The sequence below is a fragment of the Enterobacter sp. BNK-34 genome (genome assembly GCF_048684445.1).
GTDB classification, from domain to species: Bacteria; Pseudomonadota; Gammaproteobacteria; order Enterobacterales; family Enterobacteriaceae; genus Enterobacter; species Enterobacter pseudoroggenkampii.
The window spans coordinates 634577-658286 of sequence record NZ_JBLQUA010000001.1 but is presented as its reverse complement, the minus strand read 5'-3'; the positions used below and the strand labels follow the sequence as shown (position 1 = coordinate 658286).

At 54.2% G+C, this 23710-nt stretch carries 28 protein-coding genes; 16 read left to right on the top strand and 12 right to left on the bottom strand.

The genetic code is table 11. The features are described 5' to 3' along the window. Positions 1 to 43 precede the first annotated feature (43 nt). From lptB to ACMGG5_RS03375, 6 genes are read right to left on the bottom strand one after another with little or no spacing between them, the layout of a single operon-like run. On the bottom strand, positions 44 to 769 hold the full coding sequence (gene lptB / locus ACMGG5_RS03400; protein WP_025756692.1) for an LPS export ABC transporter ATP-binding protein: 726 nt from the start codon (positions 767 to 769) through the stop codon (positions 44 to 46). A 6-nt stretch (positions 770 to 775) separates the two neighbouring features. Continuing rightward, positions 776 to 1330 (bottom strand): lipopolysaccharide ABC transporter substrate-binding protein LptA, encoded by a 555-nt coding sequence (lptA, locus tag ACMGG5_RS03395; RefSeq protein ID WP_024906352.1) that lies wholly within the window; start codon positions 1328 to 1330, stop codon positions 776 to 778. Further along, complete coding sequence (lptC, locus tag ACMGG5_RS03390; protein WP_024906353.1) at positions 1299 to 1874, bottom strand: LPS export ABC transporter periplasmic protein LptC; 576 nt, start codon at positions 1872 to 1874, stop codon at positions 1299 to 1301. Before lptC ends, lptA begins: the two co-directional genes overlap by 32 nt. After that, on the bottom strand, positions 1871 to 2437 hold the full coding sequence (gene kdsC, locus ACMGG5_RS03385; RefSeq protein ID WP_023309356.1) for a 3-deoxy-manno-octulosonate-8-phosphatase KdsC: 567 nt from the start codon (positions 2435 to 2437) through the stop codon (positions 1871 to 1873). The genes lptC and kdsC overlap by 4 nt, the downstream gene beginning before the upstream one ends. A gap of 14 nt (positions 2438 to 2451) precedes the next feature. Continuing rightward, complete coding sequence (gene kdsD, locus ACMGG5_RS03380; protein ID WP_008501450.1) at positions 2452 to 3438, bottom strand: arabinose-5-phosphate isomerase KdsD; 987 nt, start codon at positions 3436 to 3438, stop codon at positions 2452 to 2454. 12 nt (positions 3439 to 3450) lie between these two features. Further along, on the bottom strand, positions 3451 to 4428 hold the full coding sequence (locus ACMGG5_RS03375) for a calcium/sodium antiporter (RefSeq protein ID WP_023309354.1): 978 nt from the start codon (positions 4426 to 4428) through the stop codon (positions 3451 to 3453). A 227-nt stretch (positions 4429 to 4655) separates the two neighbouring features. Between ACMGG5_RS03375 and mlaF the strand changes: the two genes are divergently transcribed. From mlaF to murA, 7 genes are all read left to right on the top strand, one after another. Further along, positions 4656 to 5468 carry a phospholipid ABC transporter ATP-binding protein MlaF gene (mlaF, locus tag ACMGG5_RS03370; protein WP_024906354.1) on the top strand — a complete coding sequence of 271 codons (813 nt, stop codon included), beginning with the start codon at positions 4656 to 4658 and terminating at the stop codon, positions 5466 to 5468. 7 nt (positions 5469 to 5475) lie between these two features. After that, positions 5476 to 6258: a lipid asymmetry maintenance ABC transporter permease subunit MlaE gene (gene mlaE / locus ACMGG5_RS03365; RefSeq protein ID WP_010436044.1), complete on the top strand. Its 783-nt coding sequence runs from the start codon at positions 5476 to 5478 to the stop codon at positions 6256 to 6258. Between the two features lie 4 nt (positions 6259 to 6262). After that, positions 6263 to 6811: an outer membrane lipid asymmetry maintenance protein MlaD gene (gene mlaD / locus ACMGG5_RS03360; RefSeq protein WP_024906355.1), complete on the top strand. Its 549-nt coding sequence runs from the start codon at positions 6263 to 6265 to the stop codon at positions 6809 to 6811. Positions 6812 to 6829: 18 nt separating this feature from the next. After that, positions 6830 to 7465, top strand: coding sequence for a phospholipid-binding protein MlaC (mlaC, locus tag ACMGG5_RS03355; protein WP_024906356.1), 636 nt, complete (start codon positions 6830 to 6832; stop codon positions 7463 to 7465). Further along, complete coding sequence (gene mlaB / locus ACMGG5_RS03350; RefSeq protein WP_024906357.1) at positions 7465 to 7758, top strand: lipid asymmetry maintenance protein MlaB; 294 nt, start codon at positions 7465 to 7467, stop codon at positions 7756 to 7758. Before mlaC ends, mlaB begins: the two co-directional genes overlap by 1 nt. A 126-nt stretch (positions 7759 to 7884) precedes the next feature. After that, positions 7885 to 8139 carry a BolA family iron metabolism protein IbaG gene (gene ibaG / locus ACMGG5_RS03345; protein ID WP_008501458.1) on the top strand — a complete coding sequence of 85 codons (255 nt, stop codon included), beginning with the start codon at positions 7885 to 7887 and terminating at the stop codon, positions 8137 to 8139. Positions 8140 to 8189: 50 nt separating this feature from the next. Continuing rightward, a complete protein-coding gene (gene murA, locus ACMGG5_RS03340; protein ID WP_024906358.1) occupies positions 8190 to 9449 on the top strand; it encodes a UDP-N-acetylglucosamine 1-carboxyvinyltransferase in 1260 nt (419 codons plus the stop codon). Between the two features lie 60 nt (positions 9450 to 9509). Here the strand turns inward: murA and sfsB are convergent, their stop codons facing one another. Both sfsB and ispB read right to left on the bottom strand, forming a co-directional pair. Continuing rightward, positions 9510 to 9797 carry a DNA-binding transcriptional regulator SfsB gene (gene sfsB / locus ACMGG5_RS03335; protein WP_024906359.1) on the bottom strand — a complete coding sequence of 96 codons (288 nt, stop codon included), beginning with the start codon at positions 9795 to 9797 and terminating at the stop codon, positions 9510 to 9512. A gap of 230 nt (positions 9798 to 10027) precedes the next feature. Beyond that, positions 10028 to 10999, bottom strand: a complete 972-nt coding sequence (gene ispB / locus ACMGG5_RS03330; RefSeq protein WP_024906360.1) for an octaprenyl diphosphate synthase — start codon at positions 10997 to 10999, stop codon at positions 10028 to 10030. A 257-nt stretch (positions 11000 to 11256) separates the two neighbouring features. Here ispB and rplU point away from each other — a divergent pair, with 257 nt between their 5' ends. The 4 genes from rplU to cgtA all read left to right on the top strand — a co-directional run bounded on the left by rplU (position 11257) and on the right by cgtA (position 14098). Then, positions 11257 to 11568 (top strand): 50S ribosomal protein L21, encoded by a 312-nt coding sequence (gene rplU / locus ACMGG5_RS03325; RefSeq protein ID WP_003025032.1) that lies wholly within the window; start codon positions 11257 to 11259, stop codon positions 11566 to 11568. Positions 11569 to 11587: 19 nt separating this feature from the next. Beyond that, positions 11588 to 11845: a 50S ribosomal protein L27 gene (rpmA, locus tag ACMGG5_RS03320; RefSeq protein ID WP_004385076.1), complete on the top strand. Its 258-nt coding sequence runs from the start codon at positions 11588 to 11590 to the stop codon at positions 11843 to 11845. A 96-nt stretch (positions 11846 to 11941) separates the two neighbouring features. Beyond that, on the top strand, positions 11942 to 12907 hold the full coding sequence (locus ACMGG5_RS03315) for a DMT family transporter (RefSeq protein ID WP_014833443.1): 966 nt from the start codon (positions 11942 to 11944) through the stop codon (positions 12905 to 12907). Between the two features lie 15 nt (positions 12908 to 12922). Beyond that, positions 12923 to 14098 (top strand): Obg family GTPase CgtA, encoded by a 1176-nt coding sequence (gene cgtA / locus ACMGG5_RS03310; RefSeq protein ID WP_023333597.1) that lies wholly within the window; start codon positions 12923 to 12925, stop codon positions 14096 to 14098. Between the two features lie 33 nt (positions 14099 to 14131). Here the strand turns inward: cgtA and pmrB are convergent, their stop codons facing one another. The 3 genes from pmrB to dacB are packed head-to-tail and all read right to left on the bottom strand — an operon-like array spanning position 14132 to position 17270. After that, the gene (gene pmrB, locus ACMGG5_RS03305) at positions 14132 to 15175 is read right to left on the bottom strand and encodes a two-component system sensor histidine kinase PmrB (RefSeq protein WP_024906361.1); all 1044 of its coding nucleotides are present in this window, start codon (positions 15173 to 15175) and stop codon (positions 14132 to 14134) included. Then, positions 15172 to 15834: a two-component system response regulator PmrA gene (pmrA, locus tag ACMGG5_RS03300; RefSeq protein ID WP_024906362.1), complete on the bottom strand. Its 663-nt coding sequence runs from the start codon at positions 15832 to 15834 to the stop codon at positions 15172 to 15174. The genes pmrB and pmrA overlap by 4 nt, the downstream gene beginning before the upstream one ends. 2 nt (positions 15835 to 15836) lie before the next feature. Then, the gene (dacB, locus tag ACMGG5_RS03295) at positions 15837 to 17270 is read right to left on the bottom strand and encodes a serine-type D-Ala-D-Ala carboxypeptidase (RefSeq protein WP_061716417.1); all 1434 of its coding nucleotides are present in this window, start codon (positions 17268 to 17270) and stop codon (positions 15837 to 15839) included. Positions 17271 to 17498: 228 nt separating this feature from the next. Here dacB and greA point away from each other — a divergent pair, with 228 nt between their 5' ends. Beyond that, positions 17499 to 17975: a transcription elongation factor GreA gene (greA, locus tag ACMGG5_RS03290; protein ID WP_014171793.1), complete on the top strand. Its 477-nt coding sequence runs from the start codon at positions 17499 to 17501 to the stop codon at positions 17973 to 17975. A 151-nt stretch (positions 17976 to 18126) separates the two neighbouring features. Here greA and yhbY read toward each other — a convergent pair whose 3' ends face one another. Then, positions 18127 to 18420 carry a ribosome assembly RNA-binding protein YhbY gene (yhbY, locus tag ACMGG5_RS03285; protein WP_003861814.1) on the bottom strand — a complete coding sequence of 98 codons (294 nt, stop codon included), beginning with the start codon at positions 18418 to 18420 and terminating at the stop codon, positions 18127 to 18129. A gap of 127 nt (positions 18421 to 18547) precedes the next feature. On the opposite strand from yhbY, the gene rlmE reads away from it, so the two are divergent. The 4 genes from rlmE to glmM all read left to right on the top strand — a co-directional run bounded on the left by rlmE (position 18548) and on the right by glmM (position 23488). Then, a complete protein-coding gene (rlmE, locus tag ACMGG5_RS03280) occupies positions 18548 to 19174 on the top strand; it encodes a 23S rRNA (uridine(2552)-2'-O)-methyltransferase RlmE (protein ID WP_003861812.1) in 627 nt (208 codons plus the stop codon). A 102-nt stretch (positions 19175 to 19276) separates the two neighbouring features. Beyond that, complete coding sequence (gene ftsH, locus ACMGG5_RS03275) at positions 19277 to 21211, top strand: ATP-dependent zinc metalloprotease FtsH (RefSeq protein ID WP_010436002.1); 1935 nt, start codon at positions 19277 to 19279, stop codon at positions 21209 to 21211. Between the two features lie 98 nt (positions 21212 to 21309). Next, a complete protein-coding gene (folP, locus tag ACMGG5_RS03270; protein ID WP_024906364.1) occupies positions 21310 to 22158 on the top strand; it encodes a dihydropteroate synthase in 849 nt (282 codons plus the stop codon). Further along, positions 22151 to 23488 carry a phosphoglucosamine mutase gene (gene glmM / locus ACMGG5_RS03265; RefSeq protein WP_024906365.1) on the top strand — a complete coding sequence of 446 codons (1338 nt, stop codon included), beginning with the start codon at positions 22151 to 22153 and terminating at the stop codon, positions 23486 to 23488. The genes folP and glmM overlap by 8 nt, the downstream gene beginning before the upstream one ends. The last annotated feature ends 222 nt before the right edge of the window (positions 23489 to 23710 follow it).

Genomic DNA, 23710 nt, shown 5'->3' with positions numbered 1-23710 from the left:
AGAGCATTTTTCTCCGGTTCGGCGTTACGTTACCTCTACCCTATCAGAGTCTGAAGTCTTCCCCAAGATAGACGCGCTTAACATGATCGTCTTCGAGGATCTGCTGCGGCGTACCGTGGGCGATCAGATTGCCCTGGCTCACAATATACGCGCGTTCACACACGGCCAGCGTTTCACGGACGTTGTGGTCGGTGATCAGTACGCCAAGCCCGCTGTCACGCAGGTGTTCAATGATACGTTTAATGTCGATAACCGAGATTGGGTCAACGCCCGCAAACGGTTCATCCAGAAGGATAAACTTCGGGTTTGCGGCCAGCGCACGGGCAATCTCAACGCGGCGGCGTTCGCCCCCGGAGAGAGCCTGACCGAGGCTGTCGCGCAGATGCTCAATGTGGAACTCTTCCATCAGCTCGTTGGCACGATCCTGACGCTGTTCGCTGGTCAGATCGTTACGAATTTGCAGGACCGCCATCAGGTTATCGTAAACGCTAAGACGACGGAAAATGGAGGCTTCCTGCGGCAGGTAGCCGATCCCGCGACGTGCGCGCGCGTGCAGCGGCAGAAGACTGATGTCTTCATCGTCAATGACAATGTTGCCGGCATCTCGCGGCACAATGCCAACGACCATGTAGAAAGTGGTGGTTTTACCCGCACCGTTAGGGCCAAGCAGCCCTACAATTTCGCCGGAGTTGACGGTCAGACTGACATCTTCTACGACACGGCGGCCCTTATAGGCCTTCGCGAGATTTTTTGCAGTTAATGTTGCCATAACGAATTAGTTACTCTTCTTCTGTGCCGGGGCCTGGCCTTTGCCTTTGTCCTGCAGCTGCGACGGAACCAGTACGGTGGTGACGCGTTTGCCTTTCTCGCTGGAGGCCTGCATTTTTTGCTCTTTTACCAGATAGGTAATCTGGTCGCCGGTAATGTTGCTGTCCAGCTGTTCCAGGTACGCATTACCGGTCAGGATGACCAGGTCCTTCGCCAGCTCATAGTGCATGTGCGTAGCGTGACCTTTCACCGGCTTGCCGTTGTCCTGCATCTGGTAGAAGGTGGCCGGGTTACCGTAACCATCAATGATCTCTTTGCCCTGCTCGCCACCCGGACGGGTCACGACCACTTTGTCGGCATTAATTTTGATGGTGCCCTGAGTCATGACGACGTTACCCGTGAAGGTGACGACGTTGCCCTGCATATCGAGAGACTGGGTATCGGACTCGATATGGATCGGTTGGTCGGTATCGCCCGTTACAGCAAGCGCGGGGAGACTGGTCGCCAGCATCGCGCTGGCGATAATTACTTTAAGGCTGAGTTTGTTTGTTTTGAATTTCATAGGAGGTTCTAACCTTTTCAATCAGCTCGGCGTTTTTGCTGCGTAAGTTCCCGCGCATTCTCAAACCGCTGGAATTAAATGTTGTGCCATACAGTGTGACCAGATCCTGCGACGTCACGTCCTGGGTTACCAGGTTGATCTGGGCATTATCCGTCGTAATTTTTCGTAGCTGCGAGTCAGCGGTCAGGGCGTTGACTTCAACGTGGCCATACAGATAAAGCATACGGTCATTTGTCAGTTTTGCCCGATCTGACTTAATTGACCACGTCGGCACTTTGTCCTTATCAAATGTGGTCATGACAGGTTGGGTAAACCACGAAATACCGTCATCTGAAAAATATTCAACATGCTGGGCAATCAGGCGATAGTTCAGCGCGCCTTCAGGGCTGTAGACCACGGTGTCGCTGTGATCGCTTTTATAGGTTGGATCGTTATTGTTGATCACTTCCGTTTGCGTATCGTCGCGATCGGCAAGGTTCACGCCAATCAATACCAGTGCGACAAGCGAAAGCAAAATGATAATCCAACGTCTGGTTTTACTCATATCGATTGCCCTTTGGCCTCATCAAGCTTGCCCTGCGCCAGCAGGAGCAGATCGCAGACTTCACGTACGGCACCGCGGCCCCCGTTGATGTGGGTAACGTAGTCAGCGCGCGGGATCAGCAGCGGATGCGCATCGGCAACGGCGATGCTCAGCCCAACTTCAGCCATCACGGGCCAGTCAATCAGATCGTCCCCGACGTAGGCCACGTTTTCCGGTGCGATAGCCAGTTTACCCAGTAAATCTTTAAACGCCGCCATCTTATCGGATTGCCCCTGATACAGATGGGTAATGCCTAAGGTTTCACAGCGGTCTTCTACCAGTTTAGCTTTTCGCCCGGTGATGATAGCCACCTCAATACCTGAGGTGAGCGCACAGCGGATACCGTAGCCGTCGCGAACGTTAAACGCTTTCAGCTCTTCACCATTATTGCCCATGTAAATCAGGCCGTCGGAGAGTACCCCATCCACATCCAGGATGAGCAGACGAATGTTTTCCGCCTTTGCCATCATCTGGGTACTGACCGGACCATAACAGGTTGCAAGGGATGCACCCGCATTACTCATTGTCTTATCCTTCATTACACTACGCCTGCGCGCAGCAGATCATGCATATGTACCACACCCAGCAACTGGTCGCCATCGGCAACCATAACGGAGGTGATATGGCGGGACTGCATCAGGTTCAGCACATCCACGGCCAGCGTACCCGGACGCACGCGGATACCGCCTGGCGTCATCACGTCGGCAATGCCGAGCGTGCGGACATCGACACCCATGTCGAACACGCGACGCAGGTCGCCATCGGTGAAGATCCCCTGAATTTTCATCAGATCGTCGCACACGACCGTCATCCCCAGATTCTTGCGGGTGATTTCCAGCAGCGCATCACGCAGGGAGGCTTCTTTACTGACGTGAGGGATCTCATCCCCGGTGTGCATAATATCGTTTACCCGAAGCAGCAGCTTGCGCCCCAGCGCACCGCCCGGGTGGGAAAGCGCGAAATCTTCCGGCGTAAAACCACGGGCTTCGAGCAGCGCGACGGCAAGCGCATCACCCATGACCAGCGCGGCGGTGGTGCTGGACGTCGGCGCCAGGCCGAGCGGACAGGCCTCCTTGGGCACTTTCACGCACAGGTGAATGTCTGCCGCCCGCGCCATGCTGCTTTCCGGACGGCTGGTCATGCAAATAAGCGGCACCTGCAGGCGCTTCAGTACCGGAATCAACGCCAGGATCTCATTGGACTCACCGGAGTTGGACAGCGCGATGACGATATCCTGCGGCGTGACCATACCCAGGTCGCCATGCGCGGCTTCTCCCGGGTGCACAAAGAAGGACGAGGTGCCGGTACTGGCAAATGTTGCCGCCATTTTGCGTCCAATGTGGCCGGACTTACCCATCCCCATCACCACGACTTTGCCGGCACAGTAGAATATCTTCTCACATGCCAGACTAAAATCCTGATTAATGTACTGATCTAACTGCGCCAGACCTTCACGTTCAATCTCCAGAACGTCTTTGCCTGCTTTCTGAAAGTCAAAACCCGGCTGCAATTCTATTTGCGACATAATGCGTTTCCGTTACCCAGAGAGAAGAGGCGAGAGCCAGTACAGCATCGCCATCCATACGATAAATCCACCCGTCAGCAGCGCGCCTGCGCCTTTGCCGATCTGTCGTTGCCGCCGCCAGCAGAGCAGGGCAAATATCACGCTGACCAATAACATCACGCCGTAGTCGCGTGAGAACGCCAGGGGATTAAAGGGCCCTGGCGTAATCAGGGCCGGCAGACCCATCACAATGGCGATATTAAATATGTTGGAACCGATGATATTACCAATGGCAATGTCATCCTCACCTTTGCGTGCCCCCGCAATGGCCGTGGCCAGCTCCGGCAGGCTGGTACCGATGGCAATCACCGTCAGACCAATGGTCAGTTCACTGATGGCGAAATAGTTCGCCAGCACCGTCGCGTTATCCACAACCATACGCGTTGCCATCGGCATGATGATCAGCGCAACGCCAAGCCACAGTAGGGCAACAGGCAGCGTGCCTTCTCGCGGAAGTTCGGCGACCTGCTCACGCGTGAGGCTATCCTGGCCCTGCTTTTCAGCCAGACGGGCGATTTTAACACTATACAGCAGCCAAATAACGGCCAGCGCCAGCAAGAAAATGCCGTCGCTGTAGCTCAGTACACCATCGTAAAATACGCACCCTGCCAGCAGACTTACGATTAACATTAGCGGCAATTCACGGCGCAGAACATCAGAATGCACGCGAAATGGATGGAGCAGTGCCGCCAGGCCTAAAATCAAGAGTATATTGACGATGTTAGAGCCAATCGCAGTGCCTACTGCCAGGTCTAACTGACCATGCAGCGATGCCGAGACAGAGACGATGATTTCAGGAAGTGACGTTCCAACACTGACCACGGTCATCCCGATGACGACAGGCGGTACGCCCGTCAGGCGACACAGGATAGATGCAGCAAACACTAAACGGTCAGCACTGTAGACCACCAAAAGTAAACCAATTATTAACAGTGCTGTTGCTAAAAGCATCAAAAGTCCTTTCTTCAGGTATACTCGTCGGTCCATCGCGCGGAAATGGCTGGACTGCATACAGTCTGAGGCGTAACGAATTCCTAATTTTGACTTTATGCGCCGGAAAAGTAAAACAAATGCCAGCTTTCGCTAACCTCAACGGCTATTATTCTGTAAAAATGCGGAGTTGAGGGCTGATTCAGGCAGCATGCCTTAATGTGAGCAGGGTAATAAAGGAACCATAAATGAGCCAAACGATGGCGAATTTAGTCGATGTTCGCGGTGTGAGTTTTTCTCGCGCCAACAGATTGATATTTGATGATATTTCATTGACCGTACCGCGTGGCAAGATCACTGCCATCATGGGGCCGTCCGGGATCGGTAAAACGACCCTGTTGCGCCTTATTGGTGGGCAGATCCCACCGGATAGCGGTGAAATTCTCTTTGATGGCGAAAACATCCCGGAGATGTCACGCTCGCGCCTGTATACTGTCCGCAAACGCATGAGCATGCTCTTTCAGTCTGGAGCCTTGTTCACCGACATGAATGTCTTTGATAACGTGGCCTATCCGCTGCGCGAGCATACCAGCCTGCCGCCTGAACTGCTGAAAAGCACGGTGATGATGAAGCTTGAAGCCGTCGGTTTGCGGGGCGCCGCGAAACTGATGCCTTCAGAGCTATCCGGGGGGATGGCGCGCCGCGCCGCGCTGGCGCGAGCCATTGCACTCGAACCTGATTTAATCATGTTTGACGAACCGTTCGTTGGACAGGATCCCATCACGATGGGCGTGCTGGTGAAGCTCATCTCTGAACTGAACAGTGCGCTTGGCGTCACCTGCATTGTGGTATCTCACGATGTACCGGAAGTATTGAGCATTGCCGATTACGCCTATATCGTGGCGGACAAAAAGATCGTCGCGCACGGTAGCGCCCAGGCGCTGCAGGAGAATTGCGATCCGCGCGTGCGGCAGTTCCTCGACGGTATTGCCGATGGCCCTGTGCCGTTCCGCTACCCGGCGGGCGACTATCGTGACGATTTACTGGGAATAGGGAGTTAAGCCACTCATGCTGTTAAATGCGTTGGCCGCTCTCGGACACCGTGGCATAAAAACCATCAGGACGTTCGGGCGTGCCGGATTGATGTTATTCAACGCGCTGGTCGGCAAGCCGGAATTCCGTAAGCACGCACCGCTGCTGGTGCGGCAGCTTTATAATGTCGGCGTGCTGTCGATGCTCATCATCATTGTCTCCGGTCTTTTTATCGGTATGGTGCTTGGGCTACAGGGCTATCTTGTTCTGACAACCTACAGTGCGGAAACCAGCCTCGGGATGCTGGTGGCGCTCTCGCTGCTACGAGAACTGGGGCCGGTTGTGGCGGCGCTGTTGTTCGCCGGGCGTGCGGGGTCGGCATTAACGGCTGAAATTGGCCTGATGCGTGCGACCGAGCAGCTCTCCAGCATGGAGATGATGGCGGTCGATCCGCTACGTCGCGTGATCTCGCCGCGTTTCTGGGCTGGGGTGATCTCTTTACCGTTACTGACTATTCTGTTTGTCGCCGTGGGTATCTGGGGCGGTTCGCTGGTTGGCGTGCACTGGAAAGGCATTGACGCTGGTTTCTTCTGGTCCGCGATGCAGGACGCCATTGACCTGCGAATGGATCTGGTTAACTGCCTGATTAAAAGCGTGGTATTTGCCATTACGGTCACGTGGATTGCATTGTTCAATGGTTACGATGCCATTCCGACGTCGGCGGGCATTAGCCGTGCAACTACACGTACCGTCGTACATTCGTCGCTGGCCGTACTGGGTCTGGATTTTGTGCTCACCGCACTGATGTTTGGGAATTGAGTTCATGCAAACGAGAAAAAATGAAATTTGGGTCGGTGTATTCCTGCTTCTGGCGCTGCTGGCCGCGCTGTTCATCTGCCTGAGAGCGGCGGATATTACGTCTGTGCGCACCGAGCCGACGTATCGCATCTATGCCACCTTCGATAACATCGGCGGGCTGAAGGCGCGTTCACCGGTCCGTATTGGCGGCGTGGTGATCGGACGCGTAACGGACATTACGCTCGATGAGAAAACCTATCTGCCACGCGTCGCGATGGATATCGAAGAGCGTTATAACCATATCCCGGACACCAGTTCCCTTTCTATCCGTACTTCCGGCCTGCTGGGTGAACAATATCTGGCGCTTAACGTCGGTTTTGAAGACCCCGAGCTGGGAACGACTATCCTTAAAGACGGTAGCGTCATTCAGGATACGAAATCCGCGATGGTTCTGGAGGATATGATTGGTCAGTTCCTTTACAACAGCAAAGGGGATGAGAAAAAATCCGATGCAGCCCCTGCGCAGAGCGAAGAGCATACCGACGCCGCACCGACACCTGGTGCTGCGAATTAATTTCAGGAGAAGTCATTCATGTTTAAACGACTGTTAATGGTTGCCATGCTGGTCATCGCCCCTCTCACCGCTGCCCACGCTGCGGATCAGAGTAACCCGTACAAACTGATGGACGAGGCCGCGAAGAAGACCTTCGACCGCCTTACAAACGAACAGCCTAAAATTCGTGCTAATCCTGATTATCTGCGTGATGTCGTTGACCAGGAACTGCTGCCGTATGTGCAGATCAAATATGCGGGTGCGCTGGTGCTGGGACGTTATTACAAAGACGCGACCCCTGCGCAGCGTGAGGCCTACTTTGCCGCGTTCCGTGAATACCTGAAACAGGCTTATGGCCAGGCGCTGGCGATGTACCACGGTCAGACCTATCAGATTGCGCCTGAGCAGCCGCTGGGTGATGCGACCATCGTGCCTATCCGCGTAACGATCAACGATCCTAACGGCCGTCCGCCGGTTCGTCTGGATTTCCAGTGGCGTAAAAACAGCCAGACCGGCCACTGGCAGGCGTATGACATGATCGCCGAAGGCGTAAGCATGATCACCACCAAACAGAACGAGTGGAGTGACCTGCTGCGCACTAAGGGTATTGATGGCCTGACCGCGCAGCTGCAGTCCATTGCTCGTCAGAAAATCACGCTGGACGAGAAGAAGTAATGTCACAGCAACTCAGCTGGTCGCGTGAAGGCGAGACATTAAAGCTGTCCGGTGAGCTGGATCAGGATCTGCTGAACCCCTTATGGGATAAACGCCATGAGGCCATGCAGGGCGTGACGCTTATCGACTTAACCGACATCACACGGGTCGATACGGCAGGCGTTGCGCTGCTTGCCCATCTGGTTGCGGTAGGGAAAAAGCAGGGGGCGAGCGTCACGCTTCGCGGCGCGAGCGATAATGTCGTTACCCTGGCGCAGCTCTACAATCTGCCTCAGGACGTATTGCCTCGTTAATATTTTCAGTGCGTTACTTCCGAAAGCCCTGACAGTTTCATCGTCGGGGCTTTTTGCTTGTTTAAGACGACGCCACTTTGCTCTAAGATGTTGGGCTTGTTTTCACTATCAGATGATTAAGAACCCATGGAAAATCATGAAATCCAGACAGTGCTGATGAATGCACTCTCCCTTCAGGAAGCCCACGTCACTGGCGATGGCAGTCACTTCCAGGTTATTGCTGTGGGTGAGATGTTCGACGGTATGAGCCGTGTAAAGAAACAGCAGGCTGTGTACGCGCCGCTGATGGAATATATTGCGGATAACCGCATCCACGCCCTGTCGATTAAAGCGTTCACCCCGCAAGAGTGGGCACGCGATCGCAAACTAAACGGTTTTTGAGCTGAGGGCGACAGGCCCGCAGCACGGTTGAATTTATAAGAGAGCACACAATGGATAAATTTCGTGTACAGGGGCCAACGCGTCTCCAGGGCGAAGTCACAATTTCTGGCGCGAAAAACGCCGCGCTGCCAATCCTCTTTGCTGCGCTGCTCGCGGAAGAGCCGGTAGAAATTCAGAACGTACCGAAGCTGAAAGATATCGATACCACCATGAAGCTGCTCACCCAGTTGGGCACGAAAGTCGAGCGTAATGGTTCCGTCTGGATCGACGCCAGCAAGGTGAACAACTTCTCTGCCCCTTACGATCTGGTGAAAACCATGCGTGCTTCCATCTGGGCGCTTGGCCCGCTGGTGGCGCGTTTTGGTCAGGGTCAGGTCTCTCTGCCGGGCGGCTGCGCTATCGGTGCGCGTCCGGTTGACCTGCACATCTTTGGTCTGGAAAAACTGGGCGCAGAGATCAAGCTGGAAGAAGGTTACGTCAAAGCGTCCGTCAATGGTCGTCTGAAAGGCGCGCACATTGTCATGGACAAAGTGAGCGTGGGCGCAACGGTTACCATTATGTCTGCGGCGACGCTGGCAGAAGGGACCACTATCATCGAAAACGCCGCGCGCGAACCGGAAATTGTGGATACCGCCAACTTCCTCGTGGCGCTGGGTGCGAAGATCACCGGTCAGGGTACCGACCGTATCACCATCGAAGGCGTTGAGCGTCTGGGCGGTGGTGTTTATCGCGTTCTGCCGGACCGTATCGAAACCGGTACCTTCCTGGTCGCTGCCGCGATCTCTGGCGGTAAGATTGTTTGTCGCAACGCGCAGCCCGATACCCTGGATGCGGTGCTGGCGAAACTGCGCGATGCGGGTGCGGATATCGAAATCGGTGAAGACTGGATCAGCCTTGATATGCACGGCCAGCGTCCAAAAGCGGTCAATGTGCGGACGGCGCCGCATCCGGCGTTCCCAACGGACATGCAGGCGCAGTTCACCCTGTTGAACCTGGTCGCCGAAGGTACTGGCTTCATCACAGAAACCATTTTCGAAAACCGCTTTATGCATGTACCGGAGCTGATCCGTATGGGTGCGCATGCTGAGATCGAAAGTAATACCGTGATTTGCCATGGCGTTGAGAAACTGTCAGGTGCTCAGGTGATGGCAACCGATCTGCGTGCGTCTGCAAGCCTGGTGCTGGCGGGTTGTATCGCGGAAGGCACAACGATCGTGGATCGTATTTATCACATCGATCGTGGTTATGAGCGTATCGAAGATAAACTGCGCGCGCTGGGTGCCAATATCGAGCGTGTGAAGGGCGAGTAATCGTTCCGGCAGCCCCCTGCCAGCAATGACCGGGGGGTTGCTGTTCCTGTCAAAAACGCATTACTTCTGCGGTTCTCTTTTTGCCTTTCTCTGGCGAATCATGCGCGTTCTGTCGATAAATTCATGGGTGATGGGATCGTGGTAGCGCGAAGGCCAAATCACCCACGGATGCGTATCCAGCGCCGTCGCGATGATTAATTCTCCCTTGGGCCAGGGGCGGGTGAGGGCGTTTGCCAGAGTTGAAGAACTCAGTCCATGGCGGCGGGACTCTGCTGCCAGTGAAGTGCCTCTTTTGCGCAGTGCGGCAATAATATCAGCCGTGTGCCAGTCGATAAATTTCGTATCCATAACGCCGTCCTTAAGTTCGGATTCACCTACGCCGTTTCTTCTGAAACGACGGGGTTAATATACCCATTTCAAGCTTTTGTTCTAAAAAGTTCGCGTTACTTGAAGGGATATTCAGAATAAGACATGGCTTTATTCATGCAGTCTCTAAACCGATGAATTTACAGGAATACGTAATTTACAGGATTTTTCTGGAATCCCCCCGCCATGGTCGCGGGGAGAAACAAGGAGGGTTAACGGTCGCGCTGAACGGCGATGTGGGCAAGACCAATCAATGCCTCGCGCCACGGGCTGTCGGGAATGACCTGGAGAGCTTCGATGGCTTTGTCGGCTTCTTCTTCCGCACGCTGCCGCGTCCATTCCAGCGATCCGCAGATAGCCATGGTTTCCAGCACAGGTTCCAGAAGATGGCGGCCATTTCCCTGCTCAATCGCTTCACGGATCATTTTCGCCTGATCGGCTGTTCCGTTACGCATGGCATGGAGCAGCGGCAGGGTCGGTTTGCCTTCATTAAGGTCATCGCCCACGTTTTTGCCGAGCGTCTCACCGTCCGCACTATAGTCCAGCAAATCATCAATCAGCTGGAATGCCGTACCCAGATAGCGACCATAGTCCTGCAGGCCTTTTTCCTGTGCTTCGGTACAGTCAGCCAGAATGCCGGAACACTGGGCCGCCGCTTCAAACAGGCGCGCGGTTTTGCTGTAGATCACGCGCATGTAGTTTTCTTCGGTGATGTCCGGGTCGTTGACGTTCATCAGCTGCAGCACTTCGCCTTCAGCAATGACGTTTACGGCTTCGGACATCACTTCCAGCACTTTCAGGGAGCCCAGACTGGTCATCATCTGGAAGGCGCGGGTGTAGATAAAGTCCCCCACCAGTACGCTGGCTGCGTTCCCGAACGCGGCGTTAGCCGTGGCTTTGCCACGACGCATATCCGATTCATCCACCACATCGTCGTGCAGAAGCGTCGCCGTGTGGATAAATTCGATGAGCGCTGCGATAGTGATGTGGGCATTTCCCTGATAACCAACGGCTCTGGCAGCCAGAATGGCGATCATCGGACGAATGCGTTTACCACCGCCGCTGACAATGTAATAGCCCAACTGATTGATCAGCTGGACGTCAGAGTTGAGTTGCTCCAGGATTGCTGCATTCACACCCGCCATATCTTGCGCGGTTAACTCGTTGATTTTTTCTAAATTCATCGCAAAAGCCGGGCTTTTTATCCTGTTGATCCCATCTTCAATGGGGTAACGAAGGGTTTCGGTTTATCAATAGTAGTGCTGATTGTACTGAAAAAACGGCTCAGATAAACGTTACCGTACGTGTTGTGTTTTTTTTCTTCATGTATTGACGGTAGCACTTGTCAAAGGCTCGCGTTTTGCGTAATATTCGCGCCCTATTGTGAATATTTATAGCGCACTCTGAATCATACGAGGATGTGCGCGGAAGCGGAGTTTATATGTACGCGGTTTTCCAAAGTGGTGGTAAACAACACCGAGTAAGCGAAGGTCAGACCGTTCGCCTGGAAAAGCTGGACATCGCAACTGGCGAATCTGTTGAGTTCGCAGAAGTTCTGATGATCGCAAACGGTGAAGAAGTCAAAATCGGCGTTCCTTTCGTTGATGGCGGCGTTATCAAAGCTGAAGTTGTTGCACACGGTCGTGGCGAGAAAGTTAAAATCGTTAAGTTTCGTCGTCGTAAGCACTACCGTAAGCAGCAGGGCCACCGTCAGTGGTTCACTGATGTGAAAATTACTGGCATCAGCGCCTAAGACCTGAGGAGAGATTTAAATGGCACATAAAAAGGCTGGCGGCTCCACACGTAACGGTCGCGATTCAGAAGCTAAACGCCTGGGCGTTAAGCGTTTCGGTGGCGAATCCGTTCTGGCGGGTAGCATCATCGTTCGTCAACGTGGTACCAAATTCCACGCTGGCAACAACGTAGGTTGCGGTCGTGACCACACTCTGTTTGCTAAAGCAGACGGTAAAGTGAAATTTGAAGTTAAAGGCCCGAACAACCGTAAATACATCAGCATCGTTGCTGAGTAAGGTTTTCTCGGTCCGGTAACGGATTAAAGCCCCGCACCCTGTTGCGGGGCTTTTTACATTGGAAACCCGGTAATTTTTTCTGTAGGGAAAACGGGCATGAAGCAGCAGGCCGGCATAGGAATTCTTTTGGCGCTCACCACCGCAATGTGCTGGGGTGCGCTGCCAATTGCAATGAAGCAGGTGCTGGAAGTGATGGAGCCGCCTACGGTGGTCTTTTATCGCTTTCTGATGGCAAGCATCGGCCTCGGGGCGATTCTGGCCGTCAAAGGTAAGCTTCCACCCTTGCGGCTCTTCCGTAAACCGCGCTGGCTGGTGCTGCTGGCTATCGCGACGGGCGGTCTGTTCGGTAACTTCATCCTGTTCAGCTCTTCCCTGCAATATCTCAGCCCCACGGCGTCGCAGGTAATAGGTCAGCTTTCACCGGTGGGCATGATGGTCGCCAGCGTCTTTATCCTCAAGGAGAAGATGCGCGGTACGCAGATTATCGGGGCGAGCATGCTGCTGTGCGGTCTGGTGATGTTCTTCAACACCAGTCTGATAGAGATTTTTACCCGCCTGACGGATTACACATGGGGTGTCATTTTCGGTGTGGGGGCAGCAACGGTCTGGGTGAGCTATGGCGTCGCACAAAAGGTGTTATTGCGTCGACTTGCCTCACAGCAGATCCTCTTTTTGCTGTACACTTTGTGTACAATAGCATTGCTGCCATTAGCGAAGCCGGGTGTGATTACTCAGCTTAGCGACTGGCAACTGGCGTGCCTCATTTTTTGTGGGCTGAACACGCTGGTCGGTTATGGCGCGCTTGCCGAAGCGATGGCGCGCTGGCAGGCAGCACAGGTGAGCGCGTTAATTACGCTTACTCCGCTGTTTACGCTGTTATTTTCAGATTTGTTATCAATGGCCTGGCCCGATGTCTTCGTCAGACCGATGCTCAACCTGTTGGGCTATCTCGGTGCGTTTGTCGTGGTTGCGGGCGCGATGTATTCCGCCATTGGTCATCGTCTTTGGGGACGTTGGCGCAAAAATGAAGCGGTTGTAGTAGTCCCCCGCTCAGGCGAATGAGTTACGGAGAGTAAAATGAAGTTTGTTGATGAAGCGACGATCCTGGTCGTGGCTGGTGATGGCGGCAACGGTTGCGTGAGCTTCCGCCGTGAAAAGTATATCCCTCGTGGCGGCCCTGATGGCGGCGACGGTGGGGATGGTGGTGACGTGTGGCTGGAGGCGGATGAGAACCTCAACACGCTGATCGACTACCGTTTCGAAAAATCCTTCCGCGCTGAACGTGGCCAGAACGGCCAGAGCCGTGACTGTACCGGGAAACGCGGTAAAGACGTCACCATTAAGGTTCCGGTCGGTACGCGTGTGATTGACCAGGGAACCGGTGAAACCATGGGTGACATGACCAAACACGGTCAGCGCCTGATGGTAGCGAAAGGCGGCTGGCACGGTCTGGGTAACAGCCGTTTCAAATCTTCCGTTAACCGTACGCCGCGTCAGAAAACGATGGGTACCCCGGGCGATAAGCGCGACCTGCAGCTGGAGCTGATGCTTCTGGCTGACGTGGGCATGCTGGGTATGCCAAACGCCGGTAAATCAACGTTCATTCGTGCCGTCTCTGCGGCGAAACCGAAAGTGGCGGACTATCCGTTTACCACGCTGGTACCAAGCCTGGGCGTTGTCCGCATGGATAACGAGAAGAGCTTTGTGGTTGCCGATATTCCGGGTCTGATTGAAGGCGCTGCGGAAGGCGCGGGACTGGGTATTCGCTTCCTGAAACACCTTGAGCGTTGCCGCGTACTGCTGCACCTCATTGATATCGATCCTATCGATGGTTCCGATCCGGTTGAAAACGCCCGCATCATCATCGGTGAGCTGGAAAAATACAGCGAAAAACTGGCGAATAAACCACGCTGGCTGGTCTTCAACAAGATCGACCTGATGGACAAAGCCGAAGCGGAAGCAAAAGCGAAAGCCATTGCCGAAGCGATGGGTTGGGAAGATAAATACTACCTGATCTCTGCGGCAAGCCAGGTTGGCGTGAAAGATCTGTGCTGGGATGTGATGACCTTCATCATCGAGAACCCAATCGTTCAGGCGGAAGAAGCCAAACAGCCTGAAAAAGTCGAATTCATGTGGGATGACTACCACCGCCAGCAGCTCGAAGAGCTGGAAGCGGAAGAAGACGATGAAGACTGGGACGATGACTGGGATGAAGATGACGAAGAAGGCGTCGAGTTCATCTACAAGCACTAATATCTGTCCAAAGCCCCCTTATGGGGGCTTTTTTTATTCCAGCGTCGCAGGCAGCCAGCAGCTGGCGATTAAACCGCCTTCTGCGCCATTCTCAAGCGTTAGCCTGCCGTGGTGAAGCTGGACGATGCGCTGCACGATGCTCAGCCCCAGACCGCTGCCGCCGTAGCGCTGGTCAAGACGGCGGAATGGCTCGGTAATGGACTGCCGGTGCGCTTCATCAATCCCTGGGCCCTGATCGATAACGCTGATCTGCGTCCCCCCGTCGACCTCGGTTAACGTCACTGTAATCGTTGTCCCTGCCGGGCTGTAGCGTCCTGCATTTTCCAGCAGGTTGCGCAGCATCAGGCGCAGGAGCACGGCGTCTCCCTGAACCGTGAGCGCGCTTTTAGCGGGCCAAATTACCGTATGCTCTTTGGCTTCATGACCCAGGCCGAGAGGTTCAATGATATTTTCCGTCCAGCTTACGGTTTCGTAGTGGCCGCTCGCCATTGCCTGTCCGGCCCGGGCCAGCATCAGCAGCTGTTCGACGGTATGCATGAGCTGATCGATACGGCTAATCAGCGTTGCCGCCTGTGGCGCACCAGACTGCGACATCAGCTCCAGATGGAGCCGGATACCGGCAAGAGGCGTTCGAAGCTCGTGCGCGGCGTCTGCAGTGAAGAGACGCTCCTGTTGAATGGTATTGTCCAGCCGGGCGAGGAGCTGGTTCAGGGAAGTCGTCACCGCGCCGATCTCTTCCATGTCGGAATACATAGGAAGCGGGGTTAAGTTATCCGCCGAACGGTTAGCCAGGCTGACACGCAGTTTATTCAGGGGCCGGGTGATCCAGGTGACCGCCCAGAAGGAGAAGAGCAGGGTAAAACCGACCATCACCAGAGAAGGGACCAGCAGCGAGGCAATCGCCTCGCGGATCTCTTTCTCGACATGGTTATTACGCGCTTTTGCTGACAGCGTTTCACTGACCAGGAAACTAATCTGCTCACGGCTTTCATGCCACAGCCAGATGACGCTTATCAGCTGGAAAAATAACAGAATGACCGCCAGCAGCACCATCAAACGCCGACGCATGCTGTTCATTTCTGGCTCTCCAGGCGATAGCCAACGCCACGGACGGTTTTGATTCTGTCCTTGCCAAGCTTACGACGCAGGTTGTGAATGTGGACTTCAAGGGTATTTGACCCCGGATCGTCCTGCCAGGAGTAGATATCCTGCTGGAGCGTTTCTCTGTGCACAGTTTGCCCGCTGCGCATGATCAGACGCGTAAGCAAGGCGAACTCTTTTGGTGTTACCTCGACCGCCTGATCCTGGCGCAGTACCTGCTGGGTTTGCAGATTCAGCGTAATATCGCCGTCGGTCAGTAAGTTATCACTATGTCCCTGATAGCGGCGAATCAACGCTCGCACCCGAGCCTGCAGCTCCGCAAGCGCAAAAGGCTTCACCAGGTAATCATCTGCGCCTGCATCGAGGCCGGTGATACGGTCTTCAATGGCATCACGTGCCGTCAGGATCAATACCGGGTTGGCGATGCCGCGACGTCGCCACTGGCTGAGCAGCGTAGCGCCGTCTTTATCAGGCAAGCCCAAATCGAGGATCACCAGACTGTATTCGCCGCTCTGAATCAGGGCGTCCGCCTCCGCTGCGGTGCCGGCACAGTCGAGGGCATACCCTTCATTGGCCAGCCCCAGCGCCAGCCCTTCCTGCAATAACAGATCGTCTTCAACTATAAGTAGTTTCATCGCTAGTTATTCTGGTAGATGTCCTTATAAAGCCTGCTTTCGAAGCGAACAAGCGGAATACGACGATTGCGCTGGTCGGTCGGTTCGACGGCATAGCCGGAAAGATACTGCACGAATGCCATGCGTTGTCCGCTGGCGGTAGTGATGAAGCCTGCAAGGTTGTAAACCCCCTGCAGTGAGCCTGTTTTAGCGGATACTTTGCCATCCACACCGGCAGCGTGAAGCCCGGCGCGGTACTGCAGTGAACCGTCATGCCCGGCCAGCGGCAGCATTGAAATAAAGTTTAGCTCAGTGTCATGCTGTGCAATGTACTGAAGCACCTGCATCATCGTGGCCGGAGAGATCAAATTATGGCGCGATAGTCCGGAGCCATCGACAGCGATGGTATTACCCAGTTCGATCCCCGCCTGCTGGCGCAGGATCTGCCGAACCGCGTCTGAACCCGCGCGCCAGGTTCCCGGCACGCCGAAACGGGCGTGACCAATCATGCGAAACACCGTATCGGCAATCATGTTGTCCGACTTTTTCAGCATAATTCGCAATAAATCGTGCAGCGGTGGAGACTGTTTGCTGGCGATGACCGTACCGGGCTGGTTGACCTGCGTCTGACGAAGCAGCGTGCCCGAGTAGGTTATTCCCGCTTGTTTCAGTTCATCTTTCAGGATGGCGCCCGCATAGCTTGCGCCATCCTGTATCGCAAAGGCCAGCGGCAGCGGATCGGCGCGCTGGGTCAGGCAGCCGGTCAGCGTGAAGCGGTTAAGATCGCCTGGCACGACGTCCAGCTCACAATATTGCGCATCCGGGGAGCCTTTCGCCAGCGTGCGGACCTGGCTAAACATCGTGACCGGGTAGTAGGACGCTATGCGGATAAACGCTAAATCATCCGGCTTTGGCGCGCTGTAAAGCGAAACCGAAAAGCAGTTACGGTCGACAATCGCGGCGGCGGGCGGGGCGCTAAAGCACTGGGTCATGTCGTTCCACGGCCAGCCTGGGGCTTTATCGTGGCTGGCAAAGATGGACGTGTCGATCAGCACATTGCCATCAATTTTCTGCACGCCAGATTTTTTCAGCACCGCAACCATATTGCGGATATCCTGGCGCTTAAAGGTCGGATCGCCGCCAAAACGGGCGATAAGATCGCCTTTCAGTTCGCCACCCTCAACGTTACCTTTGGTTTCAAGAGTGGTCGTAAAACGGAAGTCAGGCCCGAGCTGGAGCAGGGCGGCGAGGGCAGTGATCACCTTTTGGGTACTGGCAGGCAGCGCCATCTGTTGACTGTGAAAGTCAATCTCGGGAGCCTGTGCGCCAACCTTCTGCACCATCAGGGCAAGGTTCGCGCCTGCGGGGAGCTGATTAATGTACTCATCAACATTCGCGGCCTGGGCGGTGAACGTTATACTGGTAGTCAATCCGATGATAAATCTGGAAAATCGCATAATCTCGCGCTAACAACCCGAAAACAAACCGTCATACTACGGTGCATGGCACTGCAAAGTAAACGATGACCCATAGTGAACTTCGCGGTAAAATGCATATCAAATTGAAAAATTGCTGCTGACCTGGGGCATTGCTCCCGGGTCGGTTTTCTTTTTGCTTCTTGCCCGCTTAGGGGGGCAGGAGCAGGGAACACTGCTCCCAACAGGAATGTTTAAGAGGTATAACAAATGCAAGCTATTCCGATGACCTTACGTGGTGCCGAAAAACTGCGCGAAGAGCTGGATTTCCTGAAATCCGTGCGTCGTCCTGAAATCATCGCCGCTATCGCGGATGCGCGCGAGCATGGCGACCTGAAAGAGAATGCTGAATACCACGCCGCGCGTGAGCAGCAGGGCTTCTGTGAAGGGCGTATTAAAGATATCGAAGCAAAACTGTCCAATGCACAGGTTATCGACATCACCAAAATGCCTAACAACGGGCGTGTGATCTTTGGTTCTACCGTGACCGTGCTGAACCTGGACAACGACGAAGAGCAGACCTATCGCATCGTGGGTGATGATGAAGCTGATTTCAAACAGAACCTGATTTCGGTGAACTCGCCGATTGCTCGCGGCCTGATTGGCAAAGAGCAGGACGATGTTGTCACCATCCGCACCCCTGGCGGTGAAGTAGAATACGAAATTATTAAGGTTGAATACCTGTAATTCGCTTCTCTACTAAGATGTTGATACATTGTAAAGAAAAGAAAAAGGCCGCGTAGCGGCCTTTTATCAACTCAAGGAGCATGGCATTTTGCTCGCCTGCTGACAGAAATCCCTCGTTTCACACAGAAAATGTGTTTAATTCAGGATATCCTTAACGTGGCAGCGAGATTTTACGCTCTTTAGACGGGCGGTAGAGCACCAGCGTTTTACCGATGACCTGTACATTACAGGCGCCGGTTTCGCGCACGATGGCTTCCACGATCAGGTTTTTAGTGTCTCTGTCTTCAGAGGCGATTTTCACCTTGATCAGCTCGTGGTGTTCCAGCGCTTGTTCAATCTCGGCAAGCACCCCTTCGGTCAAACCATTGTTGCCAAGCATCACTACAGGCTTGAGCGGATGTGCCAGACCTTTAAGGTGCTGTTTTTGTTTAGTACTCAGATTCATCGTATATTTTTGCTTACGTTGGGATTGAAAACGGTTCATTCTACCGCCATCTCCCTTATATCGCCAAATAGCTGCGTAGAAATTTACGTCACAGGCAAGCAACGATGAACCAGGACGGAAATGTTAAATGACAGGTAAAAAGCGTTCTGCCAGCTCCAGCCGCTGGCTCCAGGAACACTTTAGCGATAAATATGTTCAACAGGCACAGAAAAAGGGGTTGCGTTCCCGTGCCTGGTTTAAACTTGATGAAATACAGCAAAGTGACAAACTTTTTAAGCCGGGGATGACGGTTGTTGACCTCGGTGCGGCACCTGGCGGATGGTCCCAGTATGCGGTCACGCAGATCGGCGGAACGGGCCGAATCATCGCGTGCGATCTTTTACCAATGGATCCCATCGTCGGTGTCGACTTCCTTCAGGGCGACTTTCGTGATGAATTAGTGCTGAAAGCGTTACTTGATCGTGTAGGTGACAGTAAGGTCCAGGTTGTCATGTCAGATATGGCACCAAATATGTGCGGAACACCGGCGGTGGATATCCCCCGCGCCATGTATCTGGTGGAGCTAGCGTTAGAAATGTGTCGTGATGTACTAGCGCCTGGTGGTAGTTTTGTTGTGAAGGTGTTTCAGGGCGAAGGTTTCGAGGAGTATCTTAAGGAAATTCGCTCCCTGTTTGCGAAGGTCAAAGTTCGTAAGCCGGACTCTTCCCGGGCCCGTTCCCGTGAAGTGTATATTGTAGCGACCGGGCGAAAATGATAACCGGGAGATTTCAGACGAAAGTTTGAATGAAACTGGATATAGAGTATCCTGACGCTGTTTTTAACACAGTTGTAATATGAGGTTAATCCCTTGAGTGACATGGCGAAAAACCTAATACTCTGGCTGGTCATTGCCGTTGTGCTGATGTCAGTATTCCAGAGCTTTGGGCCCAGCGAGTCGAATGGCCGCAAGGTGGATTATTCTACCTTCCTGCAGGAGGTCAATCAGGACCAGGTTCGCGAAGCGCGTATCAACGGACGTGAGATCAACGTTACCAAGAAAGATAGTAACCGTTACACGACTTACATCCCGGTGAACGATCCTAAGCTGCTTGATAACCTTCTGACCAAAAACGTCAAGGTAGTTGGCGAGCCGCCAGAAGAACCAAGCCTGCTGGCTTCTATCTTCATTTCCTGGTTCCCGATGCTGCTTCTTATCGGCGTCTGGATCTTCTTTATGCGCCAGATGCAGGGCGGCGGTGGCAAAGGTGCCATGTCGTTCGGTAAGAGCAAGGCGCGTATGTTAACGGAAGATCAGATCAAGACCACTTTTGCAGACGTTGCCGGGTGTGACGAAGCGAAAGAAGAGGTCGGCGAACTGGTTGAATACCTGCGTGAACCGAGCCGTTTCCAGAAGCTGGGCGGTAAGATCCCGAAAGGCGTGCTGATGGTTGGCCCTCCGGGTACCGGTAAAACCCTGCTGGCGAAAGCCATTGCGGGCGAAGCGAAGGTGCCGTTCTTTACTATTTCAGGTTCTGACTTCGTTGAAATGTTCGTGGGTGTCGGTGCATCTCGTGTGCGTGACATGTTCGAGCAGGCCAAGAAGGCAGCACCGTGCATTATCTTCATCGATGAAATCGACGCCGTAGGCCGCCAGCGTGGCGCAGGTCTGGGCGGTGGTCATGATGAACGTGAACAGACGCTGAACCAGATGCTGGTTGAGATGGACGGCTTCGAAGGTAACGAAGGTATCATCGTTATCGCGGCGACTAACCGTCCGGACGTACTTGACCCTGCGCTGCTGCGTCCAGGCCGTTTCGACCGTCAGGTTGTTGTGGGTCTGCCGGACGTTCGCGGTCGTGAACAGATTCTGAAAGTTCACATGCGTCGCGTACCGCTGGCACCAGATATCGACGCGGCAATCATTGCGCGCGGTACTCCTGGCTTCTCCGGTGCGGACCTGGCTAACCTGGTCAACGAAGCAGCTCTGTTTGCCGCTCGCGGTAACAAGCGCGTGGTGTCCATGGTGGAGTTCGAGAAAGCGAAAGACAAAATCATGATGGGTGCGGAACGTCGCTCCATGGTGATGACGGAAGCGCAGAAAGAGTCCACGGCATACCACGAAGCGGGTCACGCGATTATTGGTCGCCTCGTACCGGAACACGATCCGGTGCATAAAGTGACGATTATTCCGCGCGGTCGTGCGCTGGGTGTGACCTTCTTCCTGCCTGAAGGCGACGCGATCAGCGCCAGCCGTCAGAAACTGGAAAGTCAGATTTCTACCCTCTACGGTGGTCGCCTGGCAGAAGAGATTATCTACGGTGTGGAACATGTTTCTACCGGTGCGTCCAACGACATTAAAGTCGCGACCAACCTGGCGCGTAACATGGTGACGCAGTGGGGCTTCTCCGACAAACTCGGTCCGCTGCTGTATGCAGAGGAAGAGGGTGAAGTCTTCCTGGGCCGTTCTGTGGCGAAAGCGAAACATATGTCCGATGAGACGGCACGTATCATCGACCAGGAAGTAAAATCTCTGGTAGAGCGTAACTATGCACGTGCTCGCCAGATCCTGAACGACAATATGGACATCCTGCATTCGATGAAAGATGCGCTCATGAAGTATGAGACCATCGATGCACCGCAGATTGACGACCTGATGGCGCGCCGTGAAGTGCGTCCGCCAGCAGGCTGGGAAGACCCAGGCGCTTCCAATAATTCTGACAACAATGGCACCCCGCGTGCGCCGCGTCCGGTTGATGAACCGCGTACGCCAAACCCGGGCAACACCATGTCAGAACAGTTGGGCGATAAGTAAGTTACTGCTGTTGACGCGTTTGTCTGTACCTCAAACCCTGGAGCTTGCTCCGGGGTTTTTCATTTCTGTTTAACCATATAGATATCAGGGATTTCGCCATGAAATTATTCGCTCAGGACTCGCATCTCGATCTCTCACATCCCCATGTGATGGGGATCCTGAATGTTACCCCTGACTCCTTCTCTGACGGCGGCACGCATAACACGCTTATCGAGGCGGTTAAGCACGCGAATTTAATGATTAATGCGGGTGCCACCATCATTGACGTTGGCGGCGAATCGACGCGTCCTGGTGCGGCTGACGTGTCTGTGGAAGAAGAGCTGGCGCGCGTCGTGCCGGTCGTTGAAGCCATCGCGCAGCGGTTTGAAGTGTGGATCTCCGTTGATACCTCCAAACCCGAAGTGATTCGTGAAGTGGCGAGAGTGGGCGCTCACATTATTAATGATATTCGCTCACTCACCGAGCCTGGCGCACTTGAAGCCGCGGCAGAGACGGGGTTACCGGTATGCCTGATGCACATGCAGGGCCAACCGAAAACCATGCAGGAAGCACCGAAGTATGACGATGTCTTTGCCGACGTGAATCGCTTCTTTATTGAGCATATTGCACGCTGTGAACGTGCAGGTATCCCAAAAGAGAAATTGCTGCTCGACCCGGGGTTCGGTTTCGGTAAAAATCTCTCCCACAACTATGCGTTGCTTGCGCGCCTGTCGGAATTCCATCATTTTGGCCTGCCGTTACTGGTGGGGATGTCGAGAAAGTCGATGATTGGGCAGTTGCTGAACGTGGGGCCGAGCGAACGCCTGAGCGGCAGCCTGGCCTGCGCAGTGATTGCGGCGATGCAGGGTGCGCACATTATTCGTGTCCATGACGTCAAAGAAACAGTAGAAGCCATGCGTGTGGTGGAAGCCACACTGGCAGCGAAGGAAAACAAACGCTATGAGTAATCGTAAATATTTTGGTACCGACGGTATCCGTGGGCGTGTAGGCGATGCTCCCATCACCCCTGATTTTGTCCTGAAGCTCGGCTGGGCTGCTGGCAAGGTACTGGCGCGTCATGGCTCACGTAAAATTATCATCGGTAAAGACACCCGTATTTCGGGCTATATGCTGGAGTCCGCGCTTGAAGCGGGTCTGGCAGCTGCCGGACTGTCCGCCTCCTTTACGGGCCCAATGCCAACGCCTGCAGTCGCGTATCTGACGCGCACCTTCCGTGCGGAAGCGGGGATTGTCATCTCGGCTTCTCACAACCCGTTCTACGACAACGGCATTAAATTCTTCTCCATTGACGGCACCAAGCTGCCGGATGACGTGGAAGAGGCGATTGAAGCCGAAATGGAAAAAGAGATCACCTGTGTTGATTCCGCAGAGCTGGGTAAAGCGAACCGTATCGTCGATGCGGCGGGGCGTTACATCGAATTCTGTAAAGGTACCTTCCCGAATGAGCTGAGCCTGGCTCATCTGAAAATTGTGGTGGACTGTGCGAACGGTGCGACCTACCACATCGCCCCAAATGTTTTCCGCGAACTGGGTGCGAAAGTGATCGCCATCGGCTGCGAGCCGGATGGTCTGAACATTAACGAGCAGGTGGGGGCAACTGACGTTCGTGCCCTGCAGGCGCGTGTTCTGGCGGAGAAAGCCGATCTCGGTATTGCGCTGGACGGCGACGGTGACCGCGTGATCATGGTCGACCACGAAGGTAACAAGGTCGACGGCGATCAGATCCTCTACATCATTGCACGTGAAGGTCTGCGTCAGGGCCAGCTGCGCGGCGGTGCGGTAGGTACGCTGATGAGTAACATGGGCCTGGAACTGGCGCTGAAACAGCTCGGTATTCCGTTCGTGCGCGCGAAAGTGGGTGACCGCTACGTGCTGGAAAAACTGCAGGAGAAGGGCTGGCGCATCGGTGCAGAAAACTCGGGTCACGTCATCCTGCTCGACAAAACTACCACCGGTGACGGTATCGTGGCCGCGCTGCAGGTGGTTGCCGCGATGGCGCGCAACCATATGAGCCTGCACGATCTGTGCAGCGGGATGAAAATGTTCCCACAGATCCTGGTGAACGTGCGCTTTACTGCTGGCAAAGGCGATCCGCTGGAAAATGAGAACGTCAAAGCGGTGATGGCTGATGTTGAAGCGGCTCTGGGCAGCCGTGGACGCGTGCTGCTGCGTAAGTCCGGTACCGAACCGCTGATCCGCGTGATGGTGGAAGGTGAAGACGAAGCGCAGGTCACCGAATTTGCGCACCGTATTGCGGATGCCGTAAAAGCTGCATAATCTTGCACGCTAAATGTTTAAAAAGGCGGCGTTTGCCGCCTTTGTTTTAAGCAATTCATGGCTTTTTGCTGTTTTTTTCCGCAGTTGATACAATGCGTCGAAAATGCCCTTGCGAAGGTGATTCGCTTTGGTTAGTATTCACACCCGCTTCAGTGGGAAACAAAAATCCTGCTAATTGGTCGAAGCATTGGTATGCGGCAAATCCGCAAGGAACAGGTTGAT

Excerpts from the sequence above, each read along its gene's own strand:
- lptB (WP_025756692.1), bottom strand. The coding sequence starts at position 769 with ATGGCAACATTAACTGCAAAAAATCTCGCGAAGGCCTATAAGGGCCGC.
- lptA (WP_024906352.1), bottom strand. The coding sequence starts at position 1,330 with ATGAAATTCAAAACAAACAAACTCAGCCTTAAAGTAATTATCGCCAGC.
- lptC (WP_024906353.1), bottom strand. The coding sequence starts at position 1,874 with ATGAGTAAAACCAGACGTTGGATTATCATTTTGCTTTCGCTTGTCGCA.
- kdsC (WP_023309356.1), bottom strand. The coding sequence starts at position 2,437 with ATGAGTAATGCGGGTGCATCCCTTGCAACCTGTTATGGTCCGGTCAGT.
- kdsD (WP_008501450.1), bottom strand. The coding sequence starts at position 3,438 with ATGTCGCAAATAGAATTGCAGCCGGGTTTTGACTTTCAGAAAGCAGGC.
- ACMGG5_RS03375 (WP_023309354.1), bottom strand. The coding sequence starts at position 4,428 with ATGCTTTTAGCAACAGCACTGTTAATAATTGGTTTACTTTTGGTGGTC.
- mlaF (WP_024906354.1), top strand. The coding sequence starts at position 4,656 with ATGAGCCAAACGATGGCGAATTTAGTCGATGTTCGCGGTGTGAGTTTT.
- mlaE (WP_010436044.1), top strand. The coding sequence starts at position 5,476 with ATGCTGTTAAATGCGTTGGCCGCTCTCGGACACCGTGGCATAAAAACC.
- mlaD (WP_024906355.1), top strand. The coding sequence starts at position 6,263 with ATGCAAACGAGAAAAAATGAAATTTGGGTCGGTGTATTCCTGCTTCTG.
- mlaC (WP_024906356.1), top strand. The coding sequence starts at position 6,830 with ATGTTTAAACGACTGTTAATGGTTGCCATGCTGGTCATCGCCCCTCTC.
- mlaB (WP_024906357.1), top strand. The coding sequence starts at position 7,465 with ATGTCACAGCAACTCAGCTGGTCGCGTGAAGGCGAGACATTAAAGCTG.
- ibaG (WP_008501458.1), top strand. The coding sequence starts at position 7,885 with ATGGAAAATCATGAAATCCAGACAGTGCTGATGAATGCACTCTCCCTT.
- murA (WP_024906358.1), top strand. The coding sequence starts at position 8,190 with ATGGATAAATTTCGTGTACAGGGGCCAACGCGTCTCCAGGGCGAAGTC.
- sfsB (WP_024906359.1), bottom strand. The coding sequence starts at position 9,797 with ATGGATACGAAATTTATCGACTGGCACACGGCTGATATTATTGCCGCA.
- ispB (WP_024906360.1), bottom strand. The coding sequence starts at position 10,999 with ATGAATTTAGAAAAAATCAACGAGTTAACCGCGCAAGATATGGCGGGT.
- rplU (WP_003025032.1), top strand. The coding sequence starts at position 11,257 with ATGTACGCGGTTTTCCAAAGTGGTGGTAAACAACACCGAGTAAGCGAA.
- rpmA (WP_004385076.1), top strand. The coding sequence starts at position 11,588 with ATGGCACATAAAAAGGCTGGCGGCTCCACACGTAACGGTCGCGATTCA.
- ACMGG5_RS03315 (WP_014833443.1), top strand. The coding sequence starts at position 11,942 with ATGAAGCAGCAGGCCGGCATAGGAATTCTTTTGGCGCTCACCACCGCA.
- cgtA (WP_023333597.1), top strand. The coding sequence starts at position 12,923 with ATGAAGTTTGTTGATGAAGCGACGATCCTGGTCGTGGCTGGTGATGGC.
- pmrB (WP_024906361.1), bottom strand. The coding sequence starts at position 15,175 with ATGAACAGCATGCGTCGGCGTTTGATGGTGCTGCTGGCGGTCATTCTG.
- pmrA (WP_024906362.1), bottom strand. The coding sequence starts at position 15,834 with ATGAAACTACTTATAGTTGAAGACGATCTGTTATTGCAGGAAGGGCTG.
- dacB (WP_061716417.1), bottom strand. The coding sequence starts at position 17,270 with ATGCGATTTTCCAGATTTATCATCGGATTGACTACCAGTATAACGTTC.
- greA (WP_014171793.1), top strand. The coding sequence starts at position 17,499 with ATGCAAGCTATTCCGATGACCTTACGTGGTGCCGAAAAACTGCGCGAA.
- yhbY (WP_003861814.1), bottom strand. The coding sequence starts at position 18,420 with ATGAATCTGAGTACTAAACAAAAACAGCACCTTAAAGGTCTGGCACAT.
- rlmE (WP_003861812.1), top strand. The coding sequence starts at position 18,548 with ATGACAGGTAAAAAGCGTTCTGCCAGCTCCAGCCGCTGGCTCCAGGAA.
- ftsH (WP_010436002.1), top strand. The coding sequence starts at position 19,277 with ATGGCGAAAAACCTAATACTCTGGCTGGTCATTGCCGTTGTGCTGATG.
- folP (WP_024906364.1), top strand. The coding sequence starts at position 21,310 with ATGAAATTATTCGCTCAGGACTCGCATCTCGATCTCTCACATCCCCAT.
- glmM (WP_024906365.1), top strand. The coding sequence starts at position 22,151 with ATGAGTAATCGTAAATATTTTGGTACCGACGGTATCCGTGGGCGTGTA.